Raw genomic sequence first — 21,994 nt, forward strand, 5'->3', positions numbered from 1 at the left:
ATTATGAATATTGGCATAGCATTTGCTTTTATACCAATAAAGGAACCCAAACAGATGTTTAACTTAAAAACCGGGAACCATGAAAGCAATTATAAACCTCAGAAAGACTACAGCTGTAGCAGCTATAGCTATGATAGCATTAACAGCATCAGCACAGACAGGTCCCCGCAGCAGTGCCCGTAACAACGGTTCTGAAGCCAACAAAGCAAGGAGTGAGCAAAAGAGAAGCACTCAAAATAGAGTTGAAAGATCAGGCAGGGAACAGGAGAAAAAGAATACATATCAGTATAGGGAAGAGCGTCGTCAGCCTCAAAATACTGCAAAGCCCAGGGCTCAGGCAACTCCTGAACGCTATAAGGCACCGCAGCATGCACCGGCTCACAAGCATGCTTATCACAAGCCAGCCCCAAAACCAGCTCCTGCTCATCACAAACATGTGTATCACAGGCATCTTCCTGTTAAGCATGTAGACAGGATCTATCACAATGGACACCATTATTTCCATGCTGGCAAGCACTTTTATGCATACCATCCCGGACGCGGATATGTAATATTTGATCCTCCCTTCCCAAAAGTAAGGGTCTTACCTCCCAGATGTGAGATCAGGATTATCAATGATATGCCCTATGCCTATTATAATGGATATATTTATCTACCATTGGAAGTGGGCTATGTGATGGTGCCGGCACCTCCCAATCCTCACCTCTCATTCAATGTGTCAATAGGGTTTTGATAGGCAGTTTATATAAAAGCAACGGGGTGGTCAGGAAGGACCGCCCCGTTTTGTTATTATATGTATTAAAATAATAGAGAACTAGAGATACTTTTCAACTATTCTAAGATAGTGATCCATACCCCAAAGACCGGCATCTGCTGTTTCCTTTGCCTGTAGGTACCATGGTTCCCTTTCTCCCAGTTTTTCCCTTATAAATGCAAGAAGCTCTTCATCGCTCTTTCCTGCAAGAAGGGGTCTTTCCGTTTTTCCAGGACCTAGCCTTAGGAATAATTCCTCAGGAGCAACCTTAAGATATACAGTAAGTCCACTTTCATTCATCAACTGCATATTGTTAAGGAAACAGGGAGCACCTCCACCGGTTGCAACCACCACATCCTCCATAGAGACGATATCTTGCAGAGCCTCGTTTTCCAGTTGCCTGAAGAAGGACTCACCTTCAGCGGCAAATATCTCTGGTATGGTACGTCCCTCTTTATCCTCGATATACTTGTCCAGGTCTATAAAGCGCCATTTCAGGGCTGGTGCCAGCATACGTCCTACTGTACTTTTGCCACAGCCCATAAAGCCAGTCAGATATATCCTCTTTGCTGCCATGACTTAGTTGTCAAATATTGACATTTGACCATCTGGGGTAGCATCATCTCCATCTTCAATATCATCAGAGTCGTCGGCTTCATCATTGTCCTTTTCAGGGACAATCAGAGGTTCAAGTTCATTGATTAGTTCTACCTGATAGGTAGTCAACCTTCTTCCCTTTGCCTTATAGCTCTTGACACCGATAAAGTCTGAAACTTCGACGATTTCTGGATCACGCTTTTGGTCGTCGCCACCGAATTTTATCTCCAGGCGTGGGTAGTCCACCTTGGTCATTCTGACCAGATAAGATCCGGGATGCTCGCCAATAAAGCGCTGCATCTGTCTTGTGCTTTCAATCTGGAAGCGTTTGATGTAGAAATAGTTCTGCTCGGCATCAAAGTAAACAGCCGACCAGACAGTATCGGGATTATACTTTTCTATTTCAAGAATATTATCCTCGAAGTGTGTGTTGAGATCAAAACCGGTCTGATAAAACTGGCCGTCCTTTGTAACAACAAGGATTTGATCTTCACCCTTAAACTCGCCAAGATACTTACCCCTTCCGTCGTCATTCAGACGCAGGGTTTCCGGTTCAAACCAGATCTTAAGTCCACCAAGGGTAGAAGCTCCCTTTTGTTTCAGTACGATTTTGTGAACTTCGTTTTTTGAGACTATGTTACCCATGGCGCTTCTTCCCTTAATAATAAGCTCTCCCATGTCATAGTCGAAGATGAGGTTTCTGATACGTGCACGTGGTTTGAGAGTGACCTTGAGTATCTCAGCCTCTCCATTGGGGTTGGCGCTGAAATACAGCACCTTGGATCCTTCTGTTCCCCTAGTAAGATTATATTCTTTGTCACGGGTAATACTTGTAACTGCAAAGCGCTTGGCATAGGTAGTGCCATGCTTGCCGTCACGGTACACCACATTGTAAATGGTCCGTGTATCACCACGCTTGAATACACCGGCATAGATTACTCCCTTGCCCACAAAGGCCTTCTCCTGTACCTTGGTTATTATATAACGGCCGTCGTCGTAAAACAGGATTATATCGTCAATGTCGGAACAGTCGCAGATATACTCATCCCTCTTAAGGCCGGTACCGATAAAGCCTTCCTCACGGTTGATGTAGAGCTTTTCGTTGTTAACGATAACCTTGGTCGCTTCAATGTTTTCGAAGCTTCTAAGCTCTGTCTTTCGGGGATACTTAGCGGCATAATTTTTCTTGAGCCTCTTGAAATACTCAATTGAGAAAGGAATAATATTCCTGAGGTTGTACTCTACAGTCTCAAGTTCTTCCTCTATCGACAAAAGGTAATCATCAGCCCTTTTAGAATCGTAACGTGAGATGCGTTTGATCTTGATTTCTGTCAGGCGAATAATATCCTCACGAACAACTTCCCTTTTCAGCTTATGCTTAAATGGTTCCAATCCGTGATCGATGGTTTGGATGATTGCTTCAAAGGTTTCGCAGTCTTCGATACGTTGATAAATCTTGTTTTCAATAAAGATTTTCTCAAGCGAAGTATTGTGCCATTCCTGTTCCAGTTCCCCTTTCTGTATCTCAAGTTCCCTTGTAAGCAGGTGAACAGTATGGTCTGTGTTTGCTTTGAGTATTTCTGATACTCCGAGGAATGCCGGTTTGTTGTTCTTAATTACACAGGCATTCGGAGAGATTGCAAGTTCACAGTCTGTAAATGCATATAGTGCATCAATGGTCTTGTCGGGTGAGGCTCCCGGTGCAAGGTGAACGAGGATCTCAACGTTTTCGGCAGTATTGTCGTCAATCTTTCTGACCTTGATCTGGCCCTTGTCAACTGATTTAAGTATAGAGTCGATAAGAGTCGATGTATTCTTTCCAAACGGAATTTCTGTGATTACAAGGGTCTTAGAGTCCAGTTTGCTGATACGTGCACGTACCTTGATCTGGCCTCCCCTCAATCCGTCGTTATATCTTGACACATCTAGCATTCCACCTGTTGGGAAGTCGGGATATAGTTCAAAATCCCTGCCCTCAAGATATGCTATAGAAGCATCTATAAGTTCACCAAAGTTGTGAGGAAGAATCTTGGATGCAAGTCCCACTGCAATACCTTCCACTCCCTGTGCAAGCAGGAGCGGGAATTTAACCGGAAGGGTAATGGGTTCTTTGTTACGTCCATCGTACGACGGTTTCCATTCAGTGACTTTGGGATTGAAAACAACCTCGTTGGCAAACTTTGTAAGGCGAGCCTCGATGTAACGAGGAGCAGCAGCCCTGTCGCCTGTATATATGTTCCCCCAGTTACCCTGAGTGTCTATAAGAAGGTCTTTCTGACCCAGCTGAACCAGGGCATCACCAATTGATGCGTCACCGTGGGGGTGGAACTGCATGGTATGACCTATGATGTTGGCCACTTTGTTGAAGCGACCGTCATCGAGGCGTTTCATTGAATGCAGAATACGTCTCTGTACCGGCTTAAGTCCGTCATTAATGTGGGGTACAGCACGTTCCAGGATAACATAAGAGGCATAGTCCAGGAACCAGTCACGGTACATACCCTGCATAGGGGTAATGACAGGTATACCACCGGGATGTTCTGTCACACCGTCCCCGTTTACAGGTTCGTCAAAGTTCCCCTCTCCATTGCTGCCTTCTTTCCTGTAATCAGACTCGTCGTTATCGTAATATGTATTATCCTTGTCCATCGTATTTTTTTCTAACCTCTATTTGCCCTAAGGCCTGATTATAACATTTCCTCATCAACAATGAGGTTCTCGATGATAAAGTTTTGCCTGCTCATAGTGTTCTTACCCATATAGAATTCAAGCAGATCCTTTGATGAGTCCTCCTTCTTCATGCGAACTCTTTCGAGGCGCATATCCTTGCCTATAAAATACTTGAACTCATCAGGAGAGATCTCACCAAGACCTTTGAATCGGGTAATCTCAGGATTGGGTCCCAGTTCCTTGATAGCCCTTTGCTTTTCCTCATCGGTATAGCAATACCTGGTCTCCTTCTTATTTCTTACCCTGAAAAGAGGGGTCTGTAGTATGTATAAGTGACCGTTCTTGATAAGCTCTGGGAAGAACTGGAGGAAGAAGGTAATAAGCAGCAGGCGTATGTGCATACCATCCACGTCGGCATCAGTTGCTATGATTACATAATTGTAACGCAATGATTCCATACCCTCTTCAATGTTAAGCGCAGCCTGTAGGAGGTTGAACTCTTCGTTCTCATACACGACCTTCCGGCTTAGCCCATAGGAGTTAAGGGGTTTTCCCTTGAGGGAAAACACCGCCTGAGTGACAACATCGCGGGCTTTGGTAATAGATCCACTCGCAGAGTCACCCTCAGTGATAAAGATTGCTGATTCCAATTTGCGCTCTGCATTTGAATTGTAGTGAATACGGCAGTCGCGCAGTTTTTTATTATGTAGGCTTACCTTTTTGGCGCGTTCACGGGCCAGCTTCTGAATTCCTGATATTGCCTTTCTTTCCTTTTCAGAATCCTGGATCTTGCGTAGCATGATTTCTGCCACTTCAGGATGCTTGTGCAGGTAGTTGTCAAGATGTTTTTTTATGAAGTCGTGTACGAAGTTACGCACAGATACTCCGTCGGGCGACATATCCTTGGATCCCAGTTTTGTCTTTGTCTGGGATTCGAATACCGGCTCTTCTATCTTGATACTGACTGCAGCAACCATACCTTGACGTATATCAGCCACGTCAAAGTTTTTGTTGTAAAATTCCCTGATGGTCTTGACAACAGCCTCTCTGAATGCTATCAGGTGGGTTCCACCCTGAGTGGTGTGCTGGCCATTTACGAAGGTATAGTACTCCTCTCCATATTGTTCTGCATGAGTCATCGCAATCTCCAGGTCTTCACCCTTGAGATGGATGGGGGCATAGATGCCTGGTTCTGTCATCTTCTCTTCAAGCAGATCGAGCAATCCATTCTTGGAAACTATGGGAGTTCCGTTATATACTATTGTAAGTCCCGAGTTGAGGAAGGTATAGTTCTTAAGAAGATTCTCGACAAACTCTTCCTTAAATCCGTAGCTGCCGAAAATATCACCATCGGGAGTAAATTCTACATAGGTACCGTTGGGTTCATTTGTTTTCTCGATCGGGAAGTCGTTGATAAGCTCTCCCCTAACAAAGTCAGCCTTTCTAACCTCTCCATCTCTGAATGCCTTGACAGCAAACTCAGACGAGAGGGCATTTACGGCCTTCACACCGACACCGTTCAATCCAACTGATTTCTTGAATGCCTTGCTGTCGTACTTGGCTCCGGTGTTCATCTTGGATACTACCTCAACAAGCTTGCCCAGGGGAATACCGCGTCCGAAGTCTCGCACCGAGACCTTCCCGTCCACGATGTTGACCTCTATCTTCTTGCCGTATCCCATCATAAACTCATCAATGGAGTTGTCCATCACCTCCTTGAGAAGCACATAAATACCGTCATCACTGTAAGATCCGTCTCCCAGCTTCCCGATATACATACCCGGGCGACGACGTATGTGTTCCTTCCAATCAAGGGTCTGAATGGACTCTTCCGAATAGTTATCAATCATTTCCTGCATCCTTATTTGTCTTTACCGGCTAATTATACACTCTAACCCAAAAAGCTTTCAAATATAATTAAAAGCCCAAACCAATCGAAATTTGTTTTTCAACAAAGCCTGTTGATTGCAGGCATTCAGGGCGTTAGGCCCTGAATGCTCTGCTTGTTTCACTGAGTTACACCTGAGGTAGGTTCTTTTTATAAGACAATTGTTTAAAAATGTTAAATCGCTTCAAATCAGGGCAACTTATTTATAGAATGATGATATTTATACTAAAATTCATTAATCCATCTTTAATAGTGTCAACCTGTAGAGCCCGGTCATGCAGGGGGGATAGATAAGCTGCATTGATTTTCACTTAATTTTTTTTGTTTTAATAAATGTAATGGATACTTTTAAGCCGGATTTTACTTGGGTAGTCCGGCCCTGTAATGTGGATTAGTAAACAATGACTGAGTAGAATACGAGGTCGGAAGGAATAAAGATTTATAGAAAAATTAAACTTGATAGTTATGTATAAAGATTTTGAGGTTTGGTTTGTGACAGGAGCTCAGCTGTTGTATGGCGGTGATGCCGTAATAGCAGTAGATGGTCACTCAAATGAAATGGTTAATGGGCTGAATGCTTCAGGTAAATTGCCCGTAAAGGTGGTATATAAAGGTACTGTTAACTCTGCAAAGGAAGTAACAGCAACACTTAAGGCAGCCAATTATGATGACAAGTGTATAGGTGTTATCACATGGATGCACACCTTCTCACCATCCAAGATGTGGATTCATGGTCTGCAGGAGTTGCGCAAACCTTTACTTCACTTCCATACCCAGTTTAACAAGGAGATACCCTGGGATACAATGGATATGGACTTTATGAACCTGAACCAGAGTGCTCACGGTGACCGTGAATTTGGTCATATCACAGCCCGTCTGCGTAAGCCACGTAAGGTTGTAGTAGGTCACTGGCAGGATCCCAAGGTACAAGATAAGCTTGCTATCTGGATGAGAGTATCTGCTGCCTGGGCTGATGCACAGGATATGCGCATCGTTCGCTTTGGTGATCAGATGAACAATGTAGCAGTAACTGATGGTGACAAGGTTGACGCTGAAATCAAGTTTGGTTACCACGTTGACTACTGTCCTATTGCAGAACTGGTAGCTGTTCAGAACACCATAACTGATGCTGAGGTAGCTGAATTGCTTAATACATACGAAAAAGAATATGAAGTAGCAGCTGACTGCAAAGAAGGAGGAAAGAAGAGAGGACAGGTAGTCCATGCAGCACGTATCGAACTGGCATTGCGTAAGTTCTTGAAGGAGAAGGGTGCAAAGGCCTTTACTACCAACTTTGATGACCTTGCTGGTGTTGACCAGATTCCTGGTATTGCAGCCCAAAGGCTTATGGCTGAAGGCTATGGTTTTGGTGCAGAAGGTGACTGGAAGACTGCAGCCCTGTACCGCACCATGTATGTAATGAGCTATGGTATGCCTAAGGGATGTTCATTCCTGGAAGACTATACACTGAACTTTGACGGTGAAAACAGCGCAATTCTGCAGGCTCACATGCTTGAAGTATGTCCTATGATTGCAGCTCAAAAGCCTCGTCTTGAAGTTCACCCACTGGGTATCGGTGGTAAGAATGATCCTGCCCGCCTTGTATTCACAAGCAAGCCGGGAGAAGGTGTTGCAGCCACTATCGTTGACATGGGCAACCGCTTCCGTATGATTGTAAATGTTGTTGACTGTATTGAGTCTAAGCCGCTTCCAAAGCTTCCGGTAGCAAGTTCACTCTGGATACCTAGACCCAACTTTGAAGTTGGTGCAGCAGCATGGATTCTTGCAGGTGGTACTCACCACACCAGCTTTTCATATGACCTGACTGTTGAGTATATGGAGGACTTTGCTGAAATAGCAGGTATAGAACTGGTGGTGATCGATGAGAACACCAATATCAGGGATTTCCGTAAGGAATTGCGTTTTAACGAAGTATATTACAAACTTTAATAATTATTGATTATTATTGCGACTTCTGGCCGGGGGGCCAGAAGTCACTAATAGTAAGTATAAACACTTCAACTACTGGTTTATGAACATATCAGGCTTTGCAACGATTGACTACGTCATTGTTGCCTTTTACATTGTTGTTCTGATCTTTCTGGGACTTTTCCTGTCCCGAACAAAGAAAGGGCAGGAAAAAACGGCCAACGACTACTTTTTGGCCGGAAATACATTAACATGGTGGGCTGTAGGTGCCTCCCTCATCGCTGCAAACATTTCTGCTGAGCAGTTTATCGGTATGTCCGGATCCGGTTATAGGATCGGACTTAGTATTGCCGCATACGAGCTTATGGCAGCTGCAGCTTTGATTATTGTGGCCAAGTTCCTTCTGCCAATTATGATTGACCGTAAGATCTACACCATTCCTCAGTTCCTGCGTGAACGATACAATGGTGGTGTTGGTCTTGCCTTCTCTATTTTCTGGTTGTTCCTGTACGTATTTGTCAACCTTACTTCTGTATCCTGGCTTGGAGCTTTGGCTCTGGAAGAGATCTTAGGTCTTACTGGTATGTCAGTTTCAATTGTCGGTATTGACGTTTCTGTAAGAATGCTGATTGTACTGATTCTCTTCGTTATTGCCGGTGTATATTCAATTTATGGAGGTCTGGCTTCAGTTGCATGGACTGATGTACTTCAGGTATTCTTCCTTGTAGGAGGTGGTCTTGTTACTGCTTTCTTTGCCCTTGACTTCGTATCAGGAAGCGACGGTGGCGTAGGAAGAGGCTTTATGGTTCTCTACGACACACTCAAGGAACTTCCGGCTGACAGCCACTTCAACCTTGTTGTTGACCGTTCAGTTAGTCCTGATTCATATATGGACCTGCCAGGTCTTGCAGTACTTGTTGGTGGTATGTGGCTTACCAATCTTGGTTACTGGGGCTTCAACCAGTATATTATCCAGAAGGGTCTTGCAGCCAAGAGCATCAATGAAGCTAAGAAAGGTCTTGTCTTTGCAGCCTTCCTAAAGATTCTGATTCCATTTGTAGTTGTTATCCCAGGTATCTGTGCTTATGTTATTATCAATCATCCACAGGCCATCCCTGGTTTGATGGAAGGTAACCTGCACCTACCGGATTCATCAAGCTTTATAGCTGACCAGGCATATCCATGGCTGATACGTAACTTTACTCCGGTTGGTATCAAGGGACTTACCTTTGCTGCACTTCTTGCTGCAATTGTATCATCTCTTGCTTCTATGTTTAACTCAACTGCTACTATCTTCACAATGGATATTTACAAGCAGCACATTAATAAGGATGCTGCTGATAAGAAGCTGGTACACATTGGTCGTTGGGTAGCATTTATCTCACTGGTTATTGCACTTATAGCAGTAAGACCTCTGCTTGGTGGTCTCGACCAGGCTTTCCAATACATCCAGGAATACTCAGGATTTATTTATCCTGGTATCCTTGTAGTATTTGGTTTGGGTCTGTTGTGGAAGAGGGCATCCGGAAGTGCTGCTGTATGGACTTCTATAGCAACAATTCCTGCAGGTGTATTCTTCAAAGTCGCTTTCCCCGACATGCCGTTCCAGTTCCGTATGGGCTTTGTATTCTTGGTACTGCTGGGTATGTTTATTGCTCTGACCTATACTGACAAGAAGGCTCGTGCAACTGCTCTTCCTTCTGAAAAGGATATTAAGGTTATGCTGAAATGGTCAAATATTGCAGCCATTGTAGGTGTAATTACCCTGATAGCTTCTTTTGTTGTTCTGTTTGGCGGTGATTCAACACCTACATTCGAATACCTGAACAACCTAGGATTCCCAAGTGCATTCCTTTGCTTCACAGGATTTATGATCTATATAGCTGTATTCCTGAGATCTAATGCCAAGGACACTGTTGAAGATCCTAAGAGAGTTGCTGTTGACCTTAACCTGTTCAGAACTGATATCGGATTTGGACTTGGTTCACTGGGTATTATTGCGATACTTGCATTCCTTTATACCATATTCTGGTAATAGGATTGGCATAAGTGCCTGATTTAACGAAAGCACGGCTTTGAGGGGTTTGTTACTGCTTCCTTAGGTCGTGCTTTTGCTTACTAAAATTCATAATTGTAAAATTTACAGCCATGCTTGAGGAGTTAAAAGAGAAGGTATTTAAAGCGAATCTGGATCTTGTAAAACATGGACTTGTTTTATTTACCTGGGGAAATGTAAGCGGAATTGACCGCAGCAAGGGACTTATAGTAATCAAACCCAGTGGGGTTGATTACGATGTGATGAAAGCTGAGGACATGGTCGTTGTGGATCTTGACGGTAAGGTCGTCGAGGGTACCCTTCGTCCCTCATCAGATACTCCCACACATATCGAACTATATAAAGCTTTTCCCGAAGTGGGAGGTATAGTTCACACTCATTCCACATACGCAACAGCCTGGGCTCAGGCCGGAAAGGATATTCCTGTTATCGGTACAACACATGCCGACTATTTTTCACAGGACATACCCTGCACTCCCGATATGCCTGAGGAATGGGTAATGGGGGAATATGAAAAGACTACAGGAACTGCAATAATCGAGAGGTTCAAAGGTATCAAACCGCTTGAAGTTCCCGGTGTTCTTGTCAAGAACCACGGTCCTTTCTCCTGGGGTAAGACCCCGTATGATGCGGTATATAATGCCGTTGTGATGGAGGAAGTTGCTAGAATGGCCCAGCTGGCGTTTTCAATCAATCCCAAGTTGACCATGAATAAGGCTCTGGTTACTAAGCATTATGAACGCAAGCACGGCAAGAATGCCTATTACGGACAGAAATAAAAAGTAAGATATGTCAGATAAGAAATATGTACTAGGATTGGATTATGGTTCTGACTCTGCCAGAGCCGTATTGGTTGATGCTGCAACGGGAGATGAGATAGCAACTTCCGTAAAGCACTATCCACGCTGGATCGAAGGTAAGTATTGTGATCCTGCAAGGGATCAGTACCGCCAACATCCCCTCGACTATATAGAGGTGATGGAATATATCGTTAAGGACACGCTTAAGAAGGCAGGTCCAGGCTTTGCTGAAAAGGTAGTGGGTATCTCTTTCGATACAACCGGAAGTACTCCGGTGTTCGTCAACGAGGAAGGTACTCCTCTGGCACTGCTGCCTGAGTTTGCCGAGAATCCCAATGCTATGTTCGTTCTCTGGAAGGATCACACAGCCGTTAAGGAGGCTGCAGAGATTAACGAACTTGCACGTAAGTGGAAGATTGATTATACAAAATATGAGGGTGGCATATATTCATCAGAGTGGGTTTGGGCCAAGGTACTTCATGTACTGCGTAGCGACGAGAAAGTTCGCAAGGCCGCCTATTCATGGATTGAACACTGTGACTGGATGCCTGCTCTTATCACAGGAAGGGTTAAACCAGGTGAAGTAATACGCAGCCGTTGCTCAGCCGGTCACAAGGCTATGTGGCATGAAAGCTGGGGTGGTTTGCCTGAAGAAGAATTTCTGACAGCTCTCGATCCTCTTCTTGCAGGATATCGTGATCGTCTGTATAAGGACACCTATACCGCTGATGTAAGGGTTGGCAACCTTACACCCGAATGGGCTGAAAGACTTGGCCTTACTACCAGGGTTGCCGTTGGTGTTGGAGCCTTTGACTGTCACATGGGTGCCGTTGGTGGAGGAGTTACTCCCAACGTGCTTGCACGTGCCATCGGTACATCCACCTGTGACATTATGATCGCTCCTTATGATCAGATAGGTGACAAGCTGATTGCTGGTATTTGCGGTCAGGTTGACGGTTCGGTAATCCCCGGCTACGTCGGACTTGAAGCTGGTCAGTCAGGTTTCGGTGATATCTATGCATGGTTTAAGAGAGTTATCTCATGGCCTCTTGAAAACATCCTTGCTGATACCACAATTGTTGATGCTGAGACAAGAGCTAAGTTGATTGAGGAAACCGAGGATAAGATAATCCCGAAACTATCTGAAGCTGCAATGAAAATTCCTGTTGAGGAGTCAACAGTAATAGCAGTAGACTGGATGAACGGACGTCGTACACCTGATGCAAGCCAGGAAGTTACCGGTTCTATAGCCGGCCTGAAGCTTGGCAGTGATGCACCCCGCATCTTCCGTGCATTGGTTGAAGCGACTGCATTCGGATCCAAGGCCATAGTTGACCGTTTCGCCCGTGAAGGTGTAAGGATAGACGGAGTAATAGGTCTGGGTGGTGTTGCCAAGAAGTCTCCTTTTGTTATGCAGACTCTTGCTGATGTTCTTAACATGCCTATCAAGGTTGCCCGCACAGTTGAAACCTGTGCTGTTGGTGCTGCTATGTTTGCTACTGTTGCAGCAGGAGTACACAGCAATGTAGAGGAAGCTCAGAAGGCAATGGCTAAGGGTTTTGAAAAAGAATACACTCCAAATCCTGCTAATGTTAAGGCTTATGCTGAGATCTACGAAAAGTATGTCAAACTGGGAGCCTTTACAGAAAGGGAAAAGATCTGATTAAGGGCATATCGGAATTAATACCGGACCAATTGTCTGACCGGGAACTGTGTTTTGAGAGATTGGTTAATTCTCCGGTCATTAGTCCTGACAAATACAAAAAGGGTGTCCACTTCGTGGTGGGCACCCTTTTCACTTAGCACTATGGAAACAATCTTTATATTATGAAACCTCAAAGGTTCTTCTGCGGAGTATAAAGTCATCGCCCAGGTAAACCCTTCTTACATCCGGGTCATCAGCCAGCTCCTCGGCACTGCCTGCCTTAAGGATTTTCCCTTCAAACAAGAGATAGGCCCGGTCAGTAATTGAGAGGGTTTCATGCACGTTGTGGTCGGTAATAAGAATGCCAATATTCTTGTACTTCAGTTTGGCAACTATCTCCTGTATATCGCGAACAGCAATGGGGTCAACACCAGCAAAGGGTTCGTCGAGCAGGATAAACTTAGGGTTGATAGCAAGTGCTCTGGCGATCTCAGTACGGCGACGTTCTCCTCCCGAAAGCTGTATCCCCTTGCTCTTGCGTATATGAGTAAGGCTGAACTCCTCAAGCAATTCCTCGCACCTTTGCTTCTGGTAGTCCTTGGGGAAGTCGGTCATTTCAAGTACAGCCTTGATATTGTCCTCAACACTGAGGTTGCGGAATACGCTGGCTTCCTGAGCCAGATAGCCGATACCTTTTTGAGCCCTCTTGTACACAGGTTCGCGGGTGATAAGGTCCTCATTTAGATATATTTCACCCTCATTTGGCTGGATAAGACCTACTATCATGTAAAACGTAGTGGTCTTGCCGGCACCATTTGGTCCAAGCAAACCCACGATCTCACCCTGTCTTACCTCTACCGAGACCCCTTTTACCACAGTGCGGTTCTTATATCGCTTTACCAGATTCTTGGTATGAAGCACCAACTCTGAATTATCACTCATTATGTCAGTTATTTCTTAAAAGTTTCTTCTTCTCAACCCTTTCCGCAATAATTATACCAGCCTCATATAGAAAGAGTAGCGGTATACTAACCATTATCTGGCTAATCACATCTGGTGGTGTAATGATAGCTGCAACTGCTACAACCAACACTATGGCATGTCTCCTGTATTTGCGCAGAAGGGCACTGCTAACAACACCAATACTACTGAGCAGCCAAATCAGCACCGGCAGTTCAAACACCAAACCGGTTGTAAGTACTATGGATGCCACTGTCGACACATAGGAACTGAAATTTATGATATTTTCCACACTTTCACTTACCTGATAGGTAGCTAAAAAATAAATAGAAAGCGGGACTATCAGATAATATGCAAAGAGAACCCCTGCCATAAACAGGATTCCCGCTGCTCCAAAGCAGCGGCGACTTTGCCTGAGTTCATTCTCATATAGGGCAGGTTTTATAAAGGTCCACAATTCGTAAAAAATATAAGGTATTGCCAGAATTATGCCTGCCATAAACGAAATCCCCAGGTGCATAGTAAACTGGCCTGACATGCTTATATTTTGCAGTTTCAGTGGCTCCTGATTAATACACAGAGATGGCGTCCCTGCCATTTCTGCAATCCTGCAAAGCAGTTGGTTTGTATAGAAATCAGGCTTTCCGGGGCCTAGCAAGATAATATCAAAGACCACATGCTTAAAAATAAAAGCAGGTATCGCCAAAACAAACACTGCGATAAGAGAGCGGAAAATATGCCATCTGAGCTCCTCAAGGTGCTCAAGAAAGGTCATATCCTGTTTTTCTGCTGCCATAGTGTCTGATTTATGCGCTGCTAAAATAGTGATTATTTGAAGACAGATAACTATTCAAAAGAGGATACCCTGATCATTGCAGAGCGAGCATGCCTCAACGGGTCGTTGTGAGACCCTTTTGAAGGAAAATATGTCTCAATGCCGGGTGTTGAAATGCTCTAAAGGGAGAGCCAATATAGAAAAGGCGCCCCGTTACCCCGGGACGCCTTCACTGAAAGTCTCAAAACTTAGATTGTCAGACTACTACTCGCTGACTTTGATAGTGTATGTATAAGTATATTCCTTTTCCATAAAGCGATATTGATCCAGAGGTTTTGCACCCCAGGACTGCAGACCGGCTACACCACGTTGGAATAGGTCAACACATAGCACAACATCATTGCGTGGGATTATATCCGACCAGTGTTGTTGCTTTTTAGTCTTGCCCGGGTCAAGATCTTCAGGCAGGTTGTTGGTAGCACTCACTGACAGAGGTTGGGCTCCTTCAACCCTGATTGTTACTCCGTTGTGGTTTTTAAGCTCCAGCCAACGAACGTCGGTCTTGTTACCTGTTTCCTGTGGACGGTAATAGTGGAAGGCCTGATCTTCTACACGTCCGTTCCATATACCCATGAAGGTGTCTCCATTACGGTCAACATAATTTTCGTGAGGACCACGGCCATACCATGTAAAGTCGCCAAACTCACGTGGGAGGGTCATCAACATACCGAAGCGTACCATCTCAGGCAGGTCTTCGCTCAATGCCTGATAATGGGCTGTAGTGGTGAGGCTTCCGTCACCATTGACAACGTAGGTCAGGTCAACCTTAATCTGAATACCTTTAAAAGCTACTTCGTAGTTGATAGCAAATTTACCATCCTTTTCTTCTGCGTTTATGAATTTGTATTCAGCAGTATGACTTGCAGCATCCCAGATACGACCCCAGTTTTGCATATTCTCACCGAAATCATTGTCGGTTGGGGCACGCCAGAAATTGATTCTAGGGGCCTGGTTAAGGATATTGCGGTCTTTGTACCTCATGTTTGTAAGTCCGCGGCCTGCAACGGTCCAGAACTCATACCTGAGATCTCCGGCATTTACATTATACCTGTGGTTTTCCTTCTCTACACTTATGCTGCCATCATGATCAGCAGCAGCTACGAAATAGTTGTTTGAAGCGAAGGCAAATTCTTCCTTTGCAACTTCAAAACCGGCAGGGATAAGCTCAGTAGCATTCACTGTGTATGCAAAGACTTGCAGGAAGTATTCAACACCCGGCTCTGCCTTGATAGCGGGCAGTTTTAGTTGTACATCCTTTTGAGCGTCAGCCTCAACGGTAGCTGTGAACTTGCCTTCAGCAAACTGTTGTCCGTTCTTCAGCAGTACCCATTTGAAGTTGTGGTCTTTGGGGGTAACAGGAACAAACTTAAAGTCATTTACAATGGTGATAATGCCCTTGTTCAGGTCTTTAGCCTTAAACAGAATGTTTTGATATACCTTTTTTACAATATGAGTATGGGGTATATAGTTCTGGTCAGGACTGATGATACCATCCATACAGAAGTTTCCGTCATTAGCCATATTATAGCCACCCAGATCACCACCATAGGCCCAGTAGAATCTTCCCTGTTCGTCCCATGCTTTGTAGCCGTGGTTGTACCATTCCCAGATAAAGCCTCCCTGCATATTCTTGCTTGAACGCATCAAATCCCAGTAGTCCTGCATATTACCCATGCTGTTGCCCATTGCGTGTGCATATTCGCACATAATATAAGGACGACCCAGGTCTTTATTTGCATCACGCATCATGTCGTACCATGAGGGGTACATATGGCAGATTATATCAGTATTGTAGTCATGCTGATATGCCTGTTCGTATTGAACCGGACGGCTCTTGTCTCGAGCTTTGGCCCATTCGTATGCGTCAAAAAAGTTCTTGCCATTACCTGCTTCGTTTCCAAGTGACCAGAAAATAACTGAAGCATGATTCTTATCCCTTTCAATAAGTCTCTTGACCCTGTCAAGGTGTGCAGCATTCCATTCAGGTACATCTGCAATAATATCAGGACCGTATATCAAACCGTGTGATTCAAGATTGGCTTCATCTACAAGATAGATTCCATATTCGTCACACAGCTTGTACCATAGCGGAGGCTGTGGGTAGTGAGAGGTACGAACTGCGTTAATATTGAGTTCCTTCATCAATTGAAGGTTGCGCATCATAACCTCACGTGTAACAACATTTCCGTCGTTGGTATTGAACTCATGCAGGTTGACACCCTTGAAATAGACTTTCTTGCCATTTACAAAGAGCTGCCCGTCTTTGATCTCAATCTTGCGGAAACCAATCTTGTGTGAAGTAGCTTCAATAGTATTGCCAGCGGCATCCTTTAGGGTGATAACCATTGTGTAGAGATTGGGTGTCTCAGCAGTCCACTTAAGAGGATTCTTCACAATACCCTCAAGTGTTAGCTCAGCCTTTCCTTTGGCAGGAACATCAGTCTTCTTGCTGCTTGTGAAAATCTTTTTGCCGCTCTTGTCGCTAAGTGCAACCTCTACAGTGCTTGCTGAGGTATTGCTACTGTAGTTTTTGAGAACTACATCAACGCTAAATAGTCCATTCTTGTACTGAGCATCCAGGTCGGGATGAGCAAAGAAGTCAAAGATACGGGTGTCGGCAGTACTATAGAGATAGACACTGCGGTTGATACCGGCAAGTCTCCACATATCCTGGTCTTCGAGGTAGGAACCGTCGCTGAACTTATGGACCTCACATGCAAGCGTGTTCTTACCCGGTCTGATGTAAGGAGTAATATCAAACTCAGCAGGACTCTTGGAATTCTCGGTATAGCCCACTTTTTGTCCGTTAACCCAAACATACATTGAGTTGGTACCACCGTCAAAGTGAATGAAAACCCTGCGTCCGTCCCATGATTCCGGGATGTCGAATGTGTGTCTGTAGGCTCCTGTGGGACTAAAATTCTTGTCAATAAAGGGTCGCTTTGCCCAGAATCCAAAACCCAGGTTGACATAGAATGGTGTTCCGTAACCATTAAATTCCCAGTTGCCTGGAACAGGAATCTCGTCCCAGCCACTTATATCAAAATCTTCCTTGTAGAAGCCTTCAGGAACTTCAGCGATACGGGGAACCCAGTTGAACTTCCATTTTCCGTCAAGAAGCATGTAGTAGGGGGAGGCGCTGTAATCATCCTTCAATGCTAGAGCCTCAGAGGGGTAAGGTATGGAGGTCGCCCTGGTCTCTTCCTTATTGATTGCGAAGATTCCTGGATCTTCCCAGTCGGGTAGCTGCTGGGAAAATAGGTTAAAGGCAGTTAAGGTAGTTAATAGTAATGCCGTTATTCTTTTCATGATAAAACGAGTGTTTGATACTTAATAAAAGTAAATATTACCCAAATATAAAAATATGGATGGAATTCTTATTAAAGTTACACTCTTTTTGGGAAAGAAAGCTGCTGAGAAACATAAAACGTAACATTTGCCAGGATTATAGCCAACCTGGTTTGTGTAGGAAATTTAGTCATTGCAGGTTCACCGATTAGGATTAACAAGGGTTCTGAATCCTTACAGTCTGTAAGTAAATAATAGATATTATGCTGCTAGTTAGTTGTATTCATCGTAATTTGGTCTCAAAACAAATAGAGAAATTTCTCTGGTAATCTGCTATTAAACACCTTGTAAGATTAGTTCATTGTAGATCAAAAGGACTAATTTTGCAGCCTGAAAATTGTATCTAAAACAGTTTCATTATGACAGATAAATCAAAACAACCGTTGTTTAGCGAGTTTCCACCCGTATCCACACAGGAATGGATGGACAAGATTACAGCGGACTTAAAGGGGGCTGATTTTGAAAAGAAGCTCGTCTGGAAAACCAGTGAAGGTTTCAGCGTTCGTCCTTTTTACCGTGAAGAGGATCTTGGCGCATTAAAACATCTGAATTCGCTTCCCGGCGAATTCCCGTTTGTTCGCGGTAACAGTACAGACAATAATTGGCTTGTACGCCAGGATATAGTAGTAACAGATATTTCTTCGGCCAACGCAAAGGCAAAGGATATTCTGAAAAAGGGTGTTGAATCAATAGGATTCGTACTTGACGAGACAGTTGAAGCAAGTGCCGACAATATCAAGGCCCTGCTTGCAGGTGTTGATATCACCTCAACGGAGATCAACTTCTCGACCAAGAAGTGTATGAAGTCTCTGGCCTCTGCACTGCTTGAAGCAGTAATGCAGATGGGAGTTGATCCGACTAAGGTCAAAGGATCAATTGATTTTGATCCGGCTGGCAAACTGATTCTAAAGGGCAAGACCTGCAAGACCATTGATGAAATCATGGACAGAGCTGCCGAGATTGTAAAGAATGGTAAGGCTCTTCCTTCTTTCCAATGGATCAATGTCAATGGTAAGATCTTTGGAAACTCAGGTTCTACAATTGTTCAGGAGCTTGCTTTTGCACTTTCTGCTGCAAATGAATATCTGGCTAAACTCACTGAAAGAGGTCTTACTGTTGATGAGGTTGCAGGCAGCATTCGTTTCACACTGAGCATTGGTCCGGTTTACTTTATGGAAATCGCGAAGCTTCGTGCCGGTCGCATGCTTTGGAGCAATATAGTAAGTGCTTACAAACCTGCCAGCACAGCAGCAGCCAGGATGAACGTCCACTGCGAGACTTCAGAGTTCAATATGACAGTATTCGACCCCTATGTAAACCTGCTACGCACTCAGACAGAAGCTATGTCGGCCACACTGGGCGGATGCCACTCATTGCTTGTTCAACCCTTTGACAAGCCCTTCCGCAAAGCCGGAGAATTCAGCGAACGTATAGCTCGCAACCAACAGTTACTACTCAAGGAAGAATCATATTTCGGCAAGGTAGCAGACCCGGGTGCCGGTAGCTATTATATAGAGAACCTCACTGAAAGCATAGCCAATGAAGCATGGAAGCTATTTGTAGAAGTTGAAAGCAAGGGCGGTTATTTCAGTGCTGTTAAGGAAGGCTTTATACAAAAGCTGGTTAAGGAATCAGGTGCTCAAAAACTAAAAGCTGTTGCAAGTCGCAAAGAAGTACTTTTGGGAACCAACCAGTATCCAAATGTTACTGAAACAATGAAGGATGCTATCGAAGAAACAGCCAAAGCATCTTGCGGAACCTCTTGTTCTGAGGGAGCAGAGATTGAAACCATAGTTCCTTTCAGAGCTGCAGCTGAGTTTGAAGCACTTCGCCTTGCTACTGAAAAGGCAGCAAAAAGACCAAAGACCTTTATGCTGACTTATGGTAACCTTGCTATGCGTCTTGCCAGGTCTCAGTTTTCAGGTAACTTCTTCGGATGTGCCGGTTACGAGATCGTTGACAACCTTGGATTCAATACTGTTGAAGAGGGAGTTGAAGCTGCAGTAAAAGCAGGTGCAGATATAGTAGTGCTTTGTTCTTCTGATGAGGAGTATGCCGAGGCAGCTCCCGCTGCCTTCAAGGCACTGAATGGCAGAGCAATCTTTGTAGTAGCAGGAGCTCCTGCCTGCATGGATGATCTGAAGGCTCAGGGCATTGAGAATTTTATCAACATTCGCAGTAATGTCCTTGAAGAGTTGCAGAAGTTTAACAAGGCACTTGGAATCTAAAACACATTGTTATGAAACCTGATTTTTCTAAGATAAATATAACCAAGGAAGGCTCAGCTGTAGATGCACAGGCATGGGCCAAGGCTCAAGGTATCCGGAAAGACTGGATTACACCTGAGCAAATACCGGTAAAGTCAGTATATACCAGGGAAGACCTGGAAGGTATGGAGCATCTGAATTATGCAGCCGGTGTTGCACCATTTTTACGTGGTCCCTACTCAGCGATGTATGCGACTCGTCCATGGACCATCAGGCAGTATGCCGGGTTCTCCACAGCTGAAGAGTCAAATGCATTTTACCGCAGGAATCTGGCTTCCGGTCAGAAGGGTCTTTCAGTAGCCTTCGACCTTGCTACTCACCGCGGATACGACTCAGATCACGAGCGTGTAGTTGGTGACGTAGGTAAGGCCGGTGTTGCTATTGACTCCATCCTCGATATGAAGATACTGTTTGACGGCATACCACTGGATAAGATGTCTGTATCAATGACTATGAACGGAGCTGTTCTTCCTGTTATGGCATTCTATATCGTAGCAGGTCTTGAGCAGGGCTGTAAACTTGAAGATATGGCTGGTACCATCCAGAATGATATCCTCAAGGAGTTTATGGTTCGTAATACCTACATCTATCCACCGGAATTCTCAATGAAGATTATCGCTGATATCTTCGAGTACACTTCCAGGTACATGCCTAAGTTCAACAGCATCTCTATCTCCGGTTACCACATGCAGGAAGCCGGTGCAACTGCTGATATTGAGCTAGCCTATACACTTGCCGACGGTCTCGAATATCTGCGTACCGGAGTAAATGCCGGTCTTGATATTGACAGTTTTGCTCCCAGGTTGTCATTCTTCTGGGCTATCGGTATGAATCACTTTATGGAGATAGCAAAGATGCGTGCAGCCCGTATGTTGTGGGCAAAACTCGTTAAGCAGTTTAATCCCAGGAATCCAAAGTCTCTGGCTCTGCGTACTCACTCACAAACGTCAGGATGGTCACTTACCGAACAGGATCCCTTCAACAACGTTGGTCGTACATGTATCGAAGCAATGGCTGCAGCACTTGGTCACACACAGAGCTTGCACACCAATGCACTTGATGAAGCTATCGCATTGCCAACTGACTTCTCTGCTCGTATTGCCCGTAATACTCAGATTTATATCCAGGAAGAGACTCAGATCTGTAAGGCTATTGACCCATGGGCAGGATCTTACTATGTTGAGGCCCTGACTAAGGAAATAGCTGATAAGGCATGGGCCCACATTCAGGAGATTGAAGAGATGGGTGGTATGGCCAAGGCTATTGAAACCGGCTTGCCAAAGATGCGTATAGAAGAAGCAGCAGCCCGTACTCAGGCCAAGATAGACAGCAACAAGCAGGTTATCGTTGGTGTTAACCGTTATCGTCTTGAAAAGGAAGATCCGATTGACATCCTTGATATTGACAACACTGCTGTACGTAAGGCTCAGATCGAGCGTCTGAGGGCTCTGAGGGCAAACCGTAACGAAGCTGAAGTTAAGGCCGCATTGGAAGCTATTACTGAGTGTGTTAAGACCGGCAAGGGTAATCTACTTGAACTGGCAGTAGATGCAGCCAAGAAACGTGCTTCTCTTGGTGAGATATCTTTTGCATGCGAATCAGTTGTAGGACGTTATAAAGCAGTTATCAGATCAGTGAGCGGAGTATATTCATCAGAAGTCGGTGGTGACGAAGTGTTTGAAAAGGCACGCACTCTGGCACGTAGGTTTGCCGAAGTGGAAGGTCGTCAACCCCGTATCATGGTAGCCAAGATGGGTCAGGACGGTCATGACCGCGGCGCCAAGGTTGTAGCTACAGGTTATGCCGATATTGGCTTTGATGTGGATATGGGACCCTTGTTCCAGACTCCTGCCGAAGCTGCTAAGCAAGCTGTAGAAAATGACGTTCACGTATTGGGCGTTTCATCTCTGGCAGCAGGTCACAAGACTCTTGTTCCCCAGGTTATTGAAGAGCTTAAGAAGCTTGGCCGTGAGGATATCATGGTAATAGCCGGTGGTGTTATACCTGCTCAGGATTATCAATACCTGTATGATGCCGGTGTAGTCGGTATCTTTGGACCCGGATCATCAGTGGCTCAGGCTGCTGTAGATATACTTACTCTGCTGCTTAAAGCACGTGAAGAGTAATACTTAGTTTTAATGGTTTGTTTGCAAGAGGGGTAACCGCGAGGTTACCCCTCTTCTGCATTAAATTAACGGCATAATATACTGTAAAACTGAAATTTTGCCTTATTTTTGCGCTTCTG

13 protein-coding genes are annotated in these 21,994 nt (G+C 44.7%); 7 read left to right on the top strand and 6 right to left on the bottom strand.

The window, feature by feature from the left end:
* Positions 1–79: 79 nt before the first annotated feature.
* The gene (locus M9189_RS01495) at positions 80–733 is read left to right on the top strand and encodes a hypothetical protein (protein ID WP_250724145.1); all 654 of its coding nucleotides are present in this window, start codon (positions 80–82) and stop codon (positions 731–733) included.
* 81 nt (positions 734–814) lie between these two features.
* On the opposite strand, the gene M9189_RS01500 is transcribed toward M9189_RS01495, so the two are convergent.
* Genes M9189_RS01500 through M9189_RS01510 form a run of 3 tightly spaced genes read right to left on the bottom strand, consistent with a single transcriptional unit; the run spans position 815 to position 5,880 of the window.
* Positions 815–1,330, bottom strand: a complete 516-nt coding sequence (locus M9189_RS01500) for a shikimate kinase (RefSeq protein WP_250724146.1) — start codon at positions 1,328–1,330, stop codon at positions 815–817.
* 3 nt (positions 1,331–1,333) lie between these two features.
* Complete coding sequence (locus M9189_RS01505) at positions 1,334–4,000, bottom strand: DNA gyrase/topoisomerase IV subunit A (RefSeq protein ID WP_250724147.1); 2,667 nt, start codon at positions 3,998–4,000, stop codon at positions 1,334–1,336.
* Positions 4,001–4,038: 38 nt separating this feature from the next.
* On the bottom strand, positions 4,039–5,880 hold the full coding sequence (locus M9189_RS01510; RefSeq protein WP_250724148.1) for a DNA topoisomerase IV subunit B: 1,842 nt from the start codon (positions 5,878–5,880) through the stop codon (positions 4,039–4,041).
* A 494-nt stretch (positions 5,881–6,374) separates the two neighbouring features.
* Between M9189_RS01510 and araA the strand changes: the two genes are divergently transcribed.
* From araA to M9189_RS01530, 4 genes are all read left to right on the top strand, one after another.
* Entirely contained in the window at positions 6,375–7,859 is a 1,485-nt protein-coding gene (gene araA / locus M9189_RS01515) for an L-arabinose isomerase (RefSeq protein WP_250724149.1), read from the top strand.
* 82 nt (positions 7,860–7,941) lie between these two features.
* Entirely contained in the window at positions 7,942–9,873 is a 1,932-nt protein-coding gene (locus tag M9189_RS01520) for a sodium:solute symporter family transporter (RefSeq protein ID WP_250724150.1), read from the top strand.
* A gap of 113 nt (positions 9,874–9,986) precedes the next feature.
* Positions 9,987–10,673, top strand: a complete 687-nt coding sequence (locus M9189_RS01525) for an L-ribulose-5-phosphate 4-epimerase (RefSeq protein WP_250724151.1) — start codon at positions 9,987–9,989, stop codon at positions 10,671–10,673.
* A gap of 10 nt (positions 10,674–10,683) precedes the next feature.
* Entirely contained in the window at positions 10,684–12,357 is a 1,674-nt protein-coding gene (locus tag M9189_RS01530; protein ID WP_250724152.1) for a ribulokinase, read from the top strand.
* Positions 12,358–12,519: 162 nt separating this feature from the next.
* On the opposite strand, the gene lptB is transcribed toward M9189_RS01530, so the two are convergent.
* The 3 genes from lptB to lacZ all read right to left on the bottom strand — a co-directional run bounded on the left by lptB (position 12,520) and on the right by lacZ (position 17,443).
* Positions 12,520–13,281, bottom strand: a complete 762-nt coding sequence (gene lptB, locus M9189_RS01535) for an LPS export ABC transporter ATP-binding protein (protein WP_250724153.1) — start codon at positions 13,279–13,281, stop codon at positions 12,520–12,522.
* Positions 13,282–13,285: 4 nt separating this feature from the next.
* Positions 13,286–14,095, bottom strand: coding sequence for a twin-arginine translocase subunit TatC (gene tatC, locus M9189_RS01540; protein ID WP_250724154.1), 810 nt, complete (start codon positions 14,093–14,095; stop codon positions 13,286–13,288).
* Positions 14,096–14,338: 243 nt separating this feature from the next.
* Positions 14,339–17,443, bottom strand: coding sequence for a beta-galactosidase, LacZ type (gene lacZ, locus M9189_RS01545; RefSeq protein WP_250724155.1), 3,105 nt, complete (start codon positions 17,441–17,443; stop codon positions 14,339–14,341).
* A gap of 398 nt (positions 17,444–17,841) precedes the next feature.
* Between lacZ and mutA the strand changes: the two genes are divergently transcribed.
* On the top strand, positions 17,842–19,710 hold the full coding sequence (gene mutA / locus M9189_RS01550) for a methylmalonyl-CoA mutase small subunit (RefSeq protein WP_250724156.1): 1,869 nt from the start codon (positions 17,842–17,844) through the stop codon (positions 19,708–19,710).
* 11 nt (positions 19,711–19,721) lie between these two features.
* Positions 19,722–21,875: a methylmalonyl-CoA mutase gene (gene scpA, locus M9189_RS01555; RefSeq protein ID WP_250724157.1), complete on the top strand. Its 2,154-nt coding sequence runs from the start codon at positions 19,722–19,724 to the stop codon at positions 21,873–21,875.
* Positions 21,876–21,994: the final 119 nt, after the last annotated feature.

The sequence above is a fragment of the Xiashengella succiniciproducens genome (assembly GCF_023674465.1).
Classification (GTDB): Bacteria; Bacteroidota; Bacteroidia; order Bacteroidales; family Marinilabiliaceae; genus Geofilum; species Geofilum succiniciproducens.

Excerpts from the sequence above, each read along its gene's own strand:
- lptB (WP_250724153.1), bottom strand. The coding sequence starts at position 13,281 with ATGAGTGATAATTCAGAGTTGGTGCTTCATACCAAGAATCTGGTAAAG.
- M9189_RS01525 (WP_250724151.1), top strand. The coding sequence starts at position 9,987 with ATGCTTGAGGAGTTAAAAGAGAAGGTATTTAAAGCGAATCTGGATCTT.
- M9189_RS01520 (WP_250724150.1), top strand. The coding sequence starts at position 7,942 with ATGAACATATCAGGCTTTGCAACGATTGACTACGTCATTGTTGCCTTT.
- M9189_RS01500 (WP_250724146.1), bottom strand. The coding sequence starts at position 1,330 with ATGGCAGCAAAGAGGATATATCTGACTGGCTTTATGGGCTGTGGCAAA.
- M9189_RS01530 (WP_250724152.1), top strand. The coding sequence starts at position 10,684 with ATGTCAGATAAGAAATATGTACTAGGATTGGATTATGGTTCTGACTCT.
- mutA (WP_250724156.1), top strand. The coding sequence starts at position 17,842 with ATGACAGATAAATCAAAACAACCGTTGTTTAGCGAGTTTCCACCCGTA.
- M9189_RS01505 (WP_250724147.1), bottom strand. The coding sequence starts at position 4,000 with ATGGACAAGGATAATACATATTACGATAACGACGAGTCTGATTACAGG.
- M9189_RS01510 (WP_250724148.1), bottom strand. The coding sequence starts at position 5,880 with ATGCAGGAAATGATTGATAACTATTCGGAAGAGTCCATTCAGACCCTT.
- lacZ (WP_250724155.1), bottom strand. The coding sequence starts at position 17,443 with ATGAAAAGAATAACGGCATTACTATTAACTACCTTAACTGCCTTTAAC.
- M9189_RS01495 (WP_250724145.1), top strand. The coding sequence starts at position 80 with ATGAAAGCAATTATAAACCTCAGAAAGACTACAGCTGTAGCAGCTATA.
- araA (WP_250724149.1), top strand. The coding sequence starts at position 6,375 with ATGTATAAAGATTTTGAGGTTTGGTTTGTGACAGGAGCTCAGCTGTTG.
- scpA (WP_250724157.1), top strand. The coding sequence starts at position 19,722 with ATGAAACCTGATTTTTCTAAGATAAATATAACCAAGGAAGGCTCAGCT.
- tatC (WP_250724154.1), bottom strand. The coding sequence starts at position 14,095 with ATGGCAGCAGAAAAACAGGATATGACCTTTCTTGAGCACCTTGAGGAG.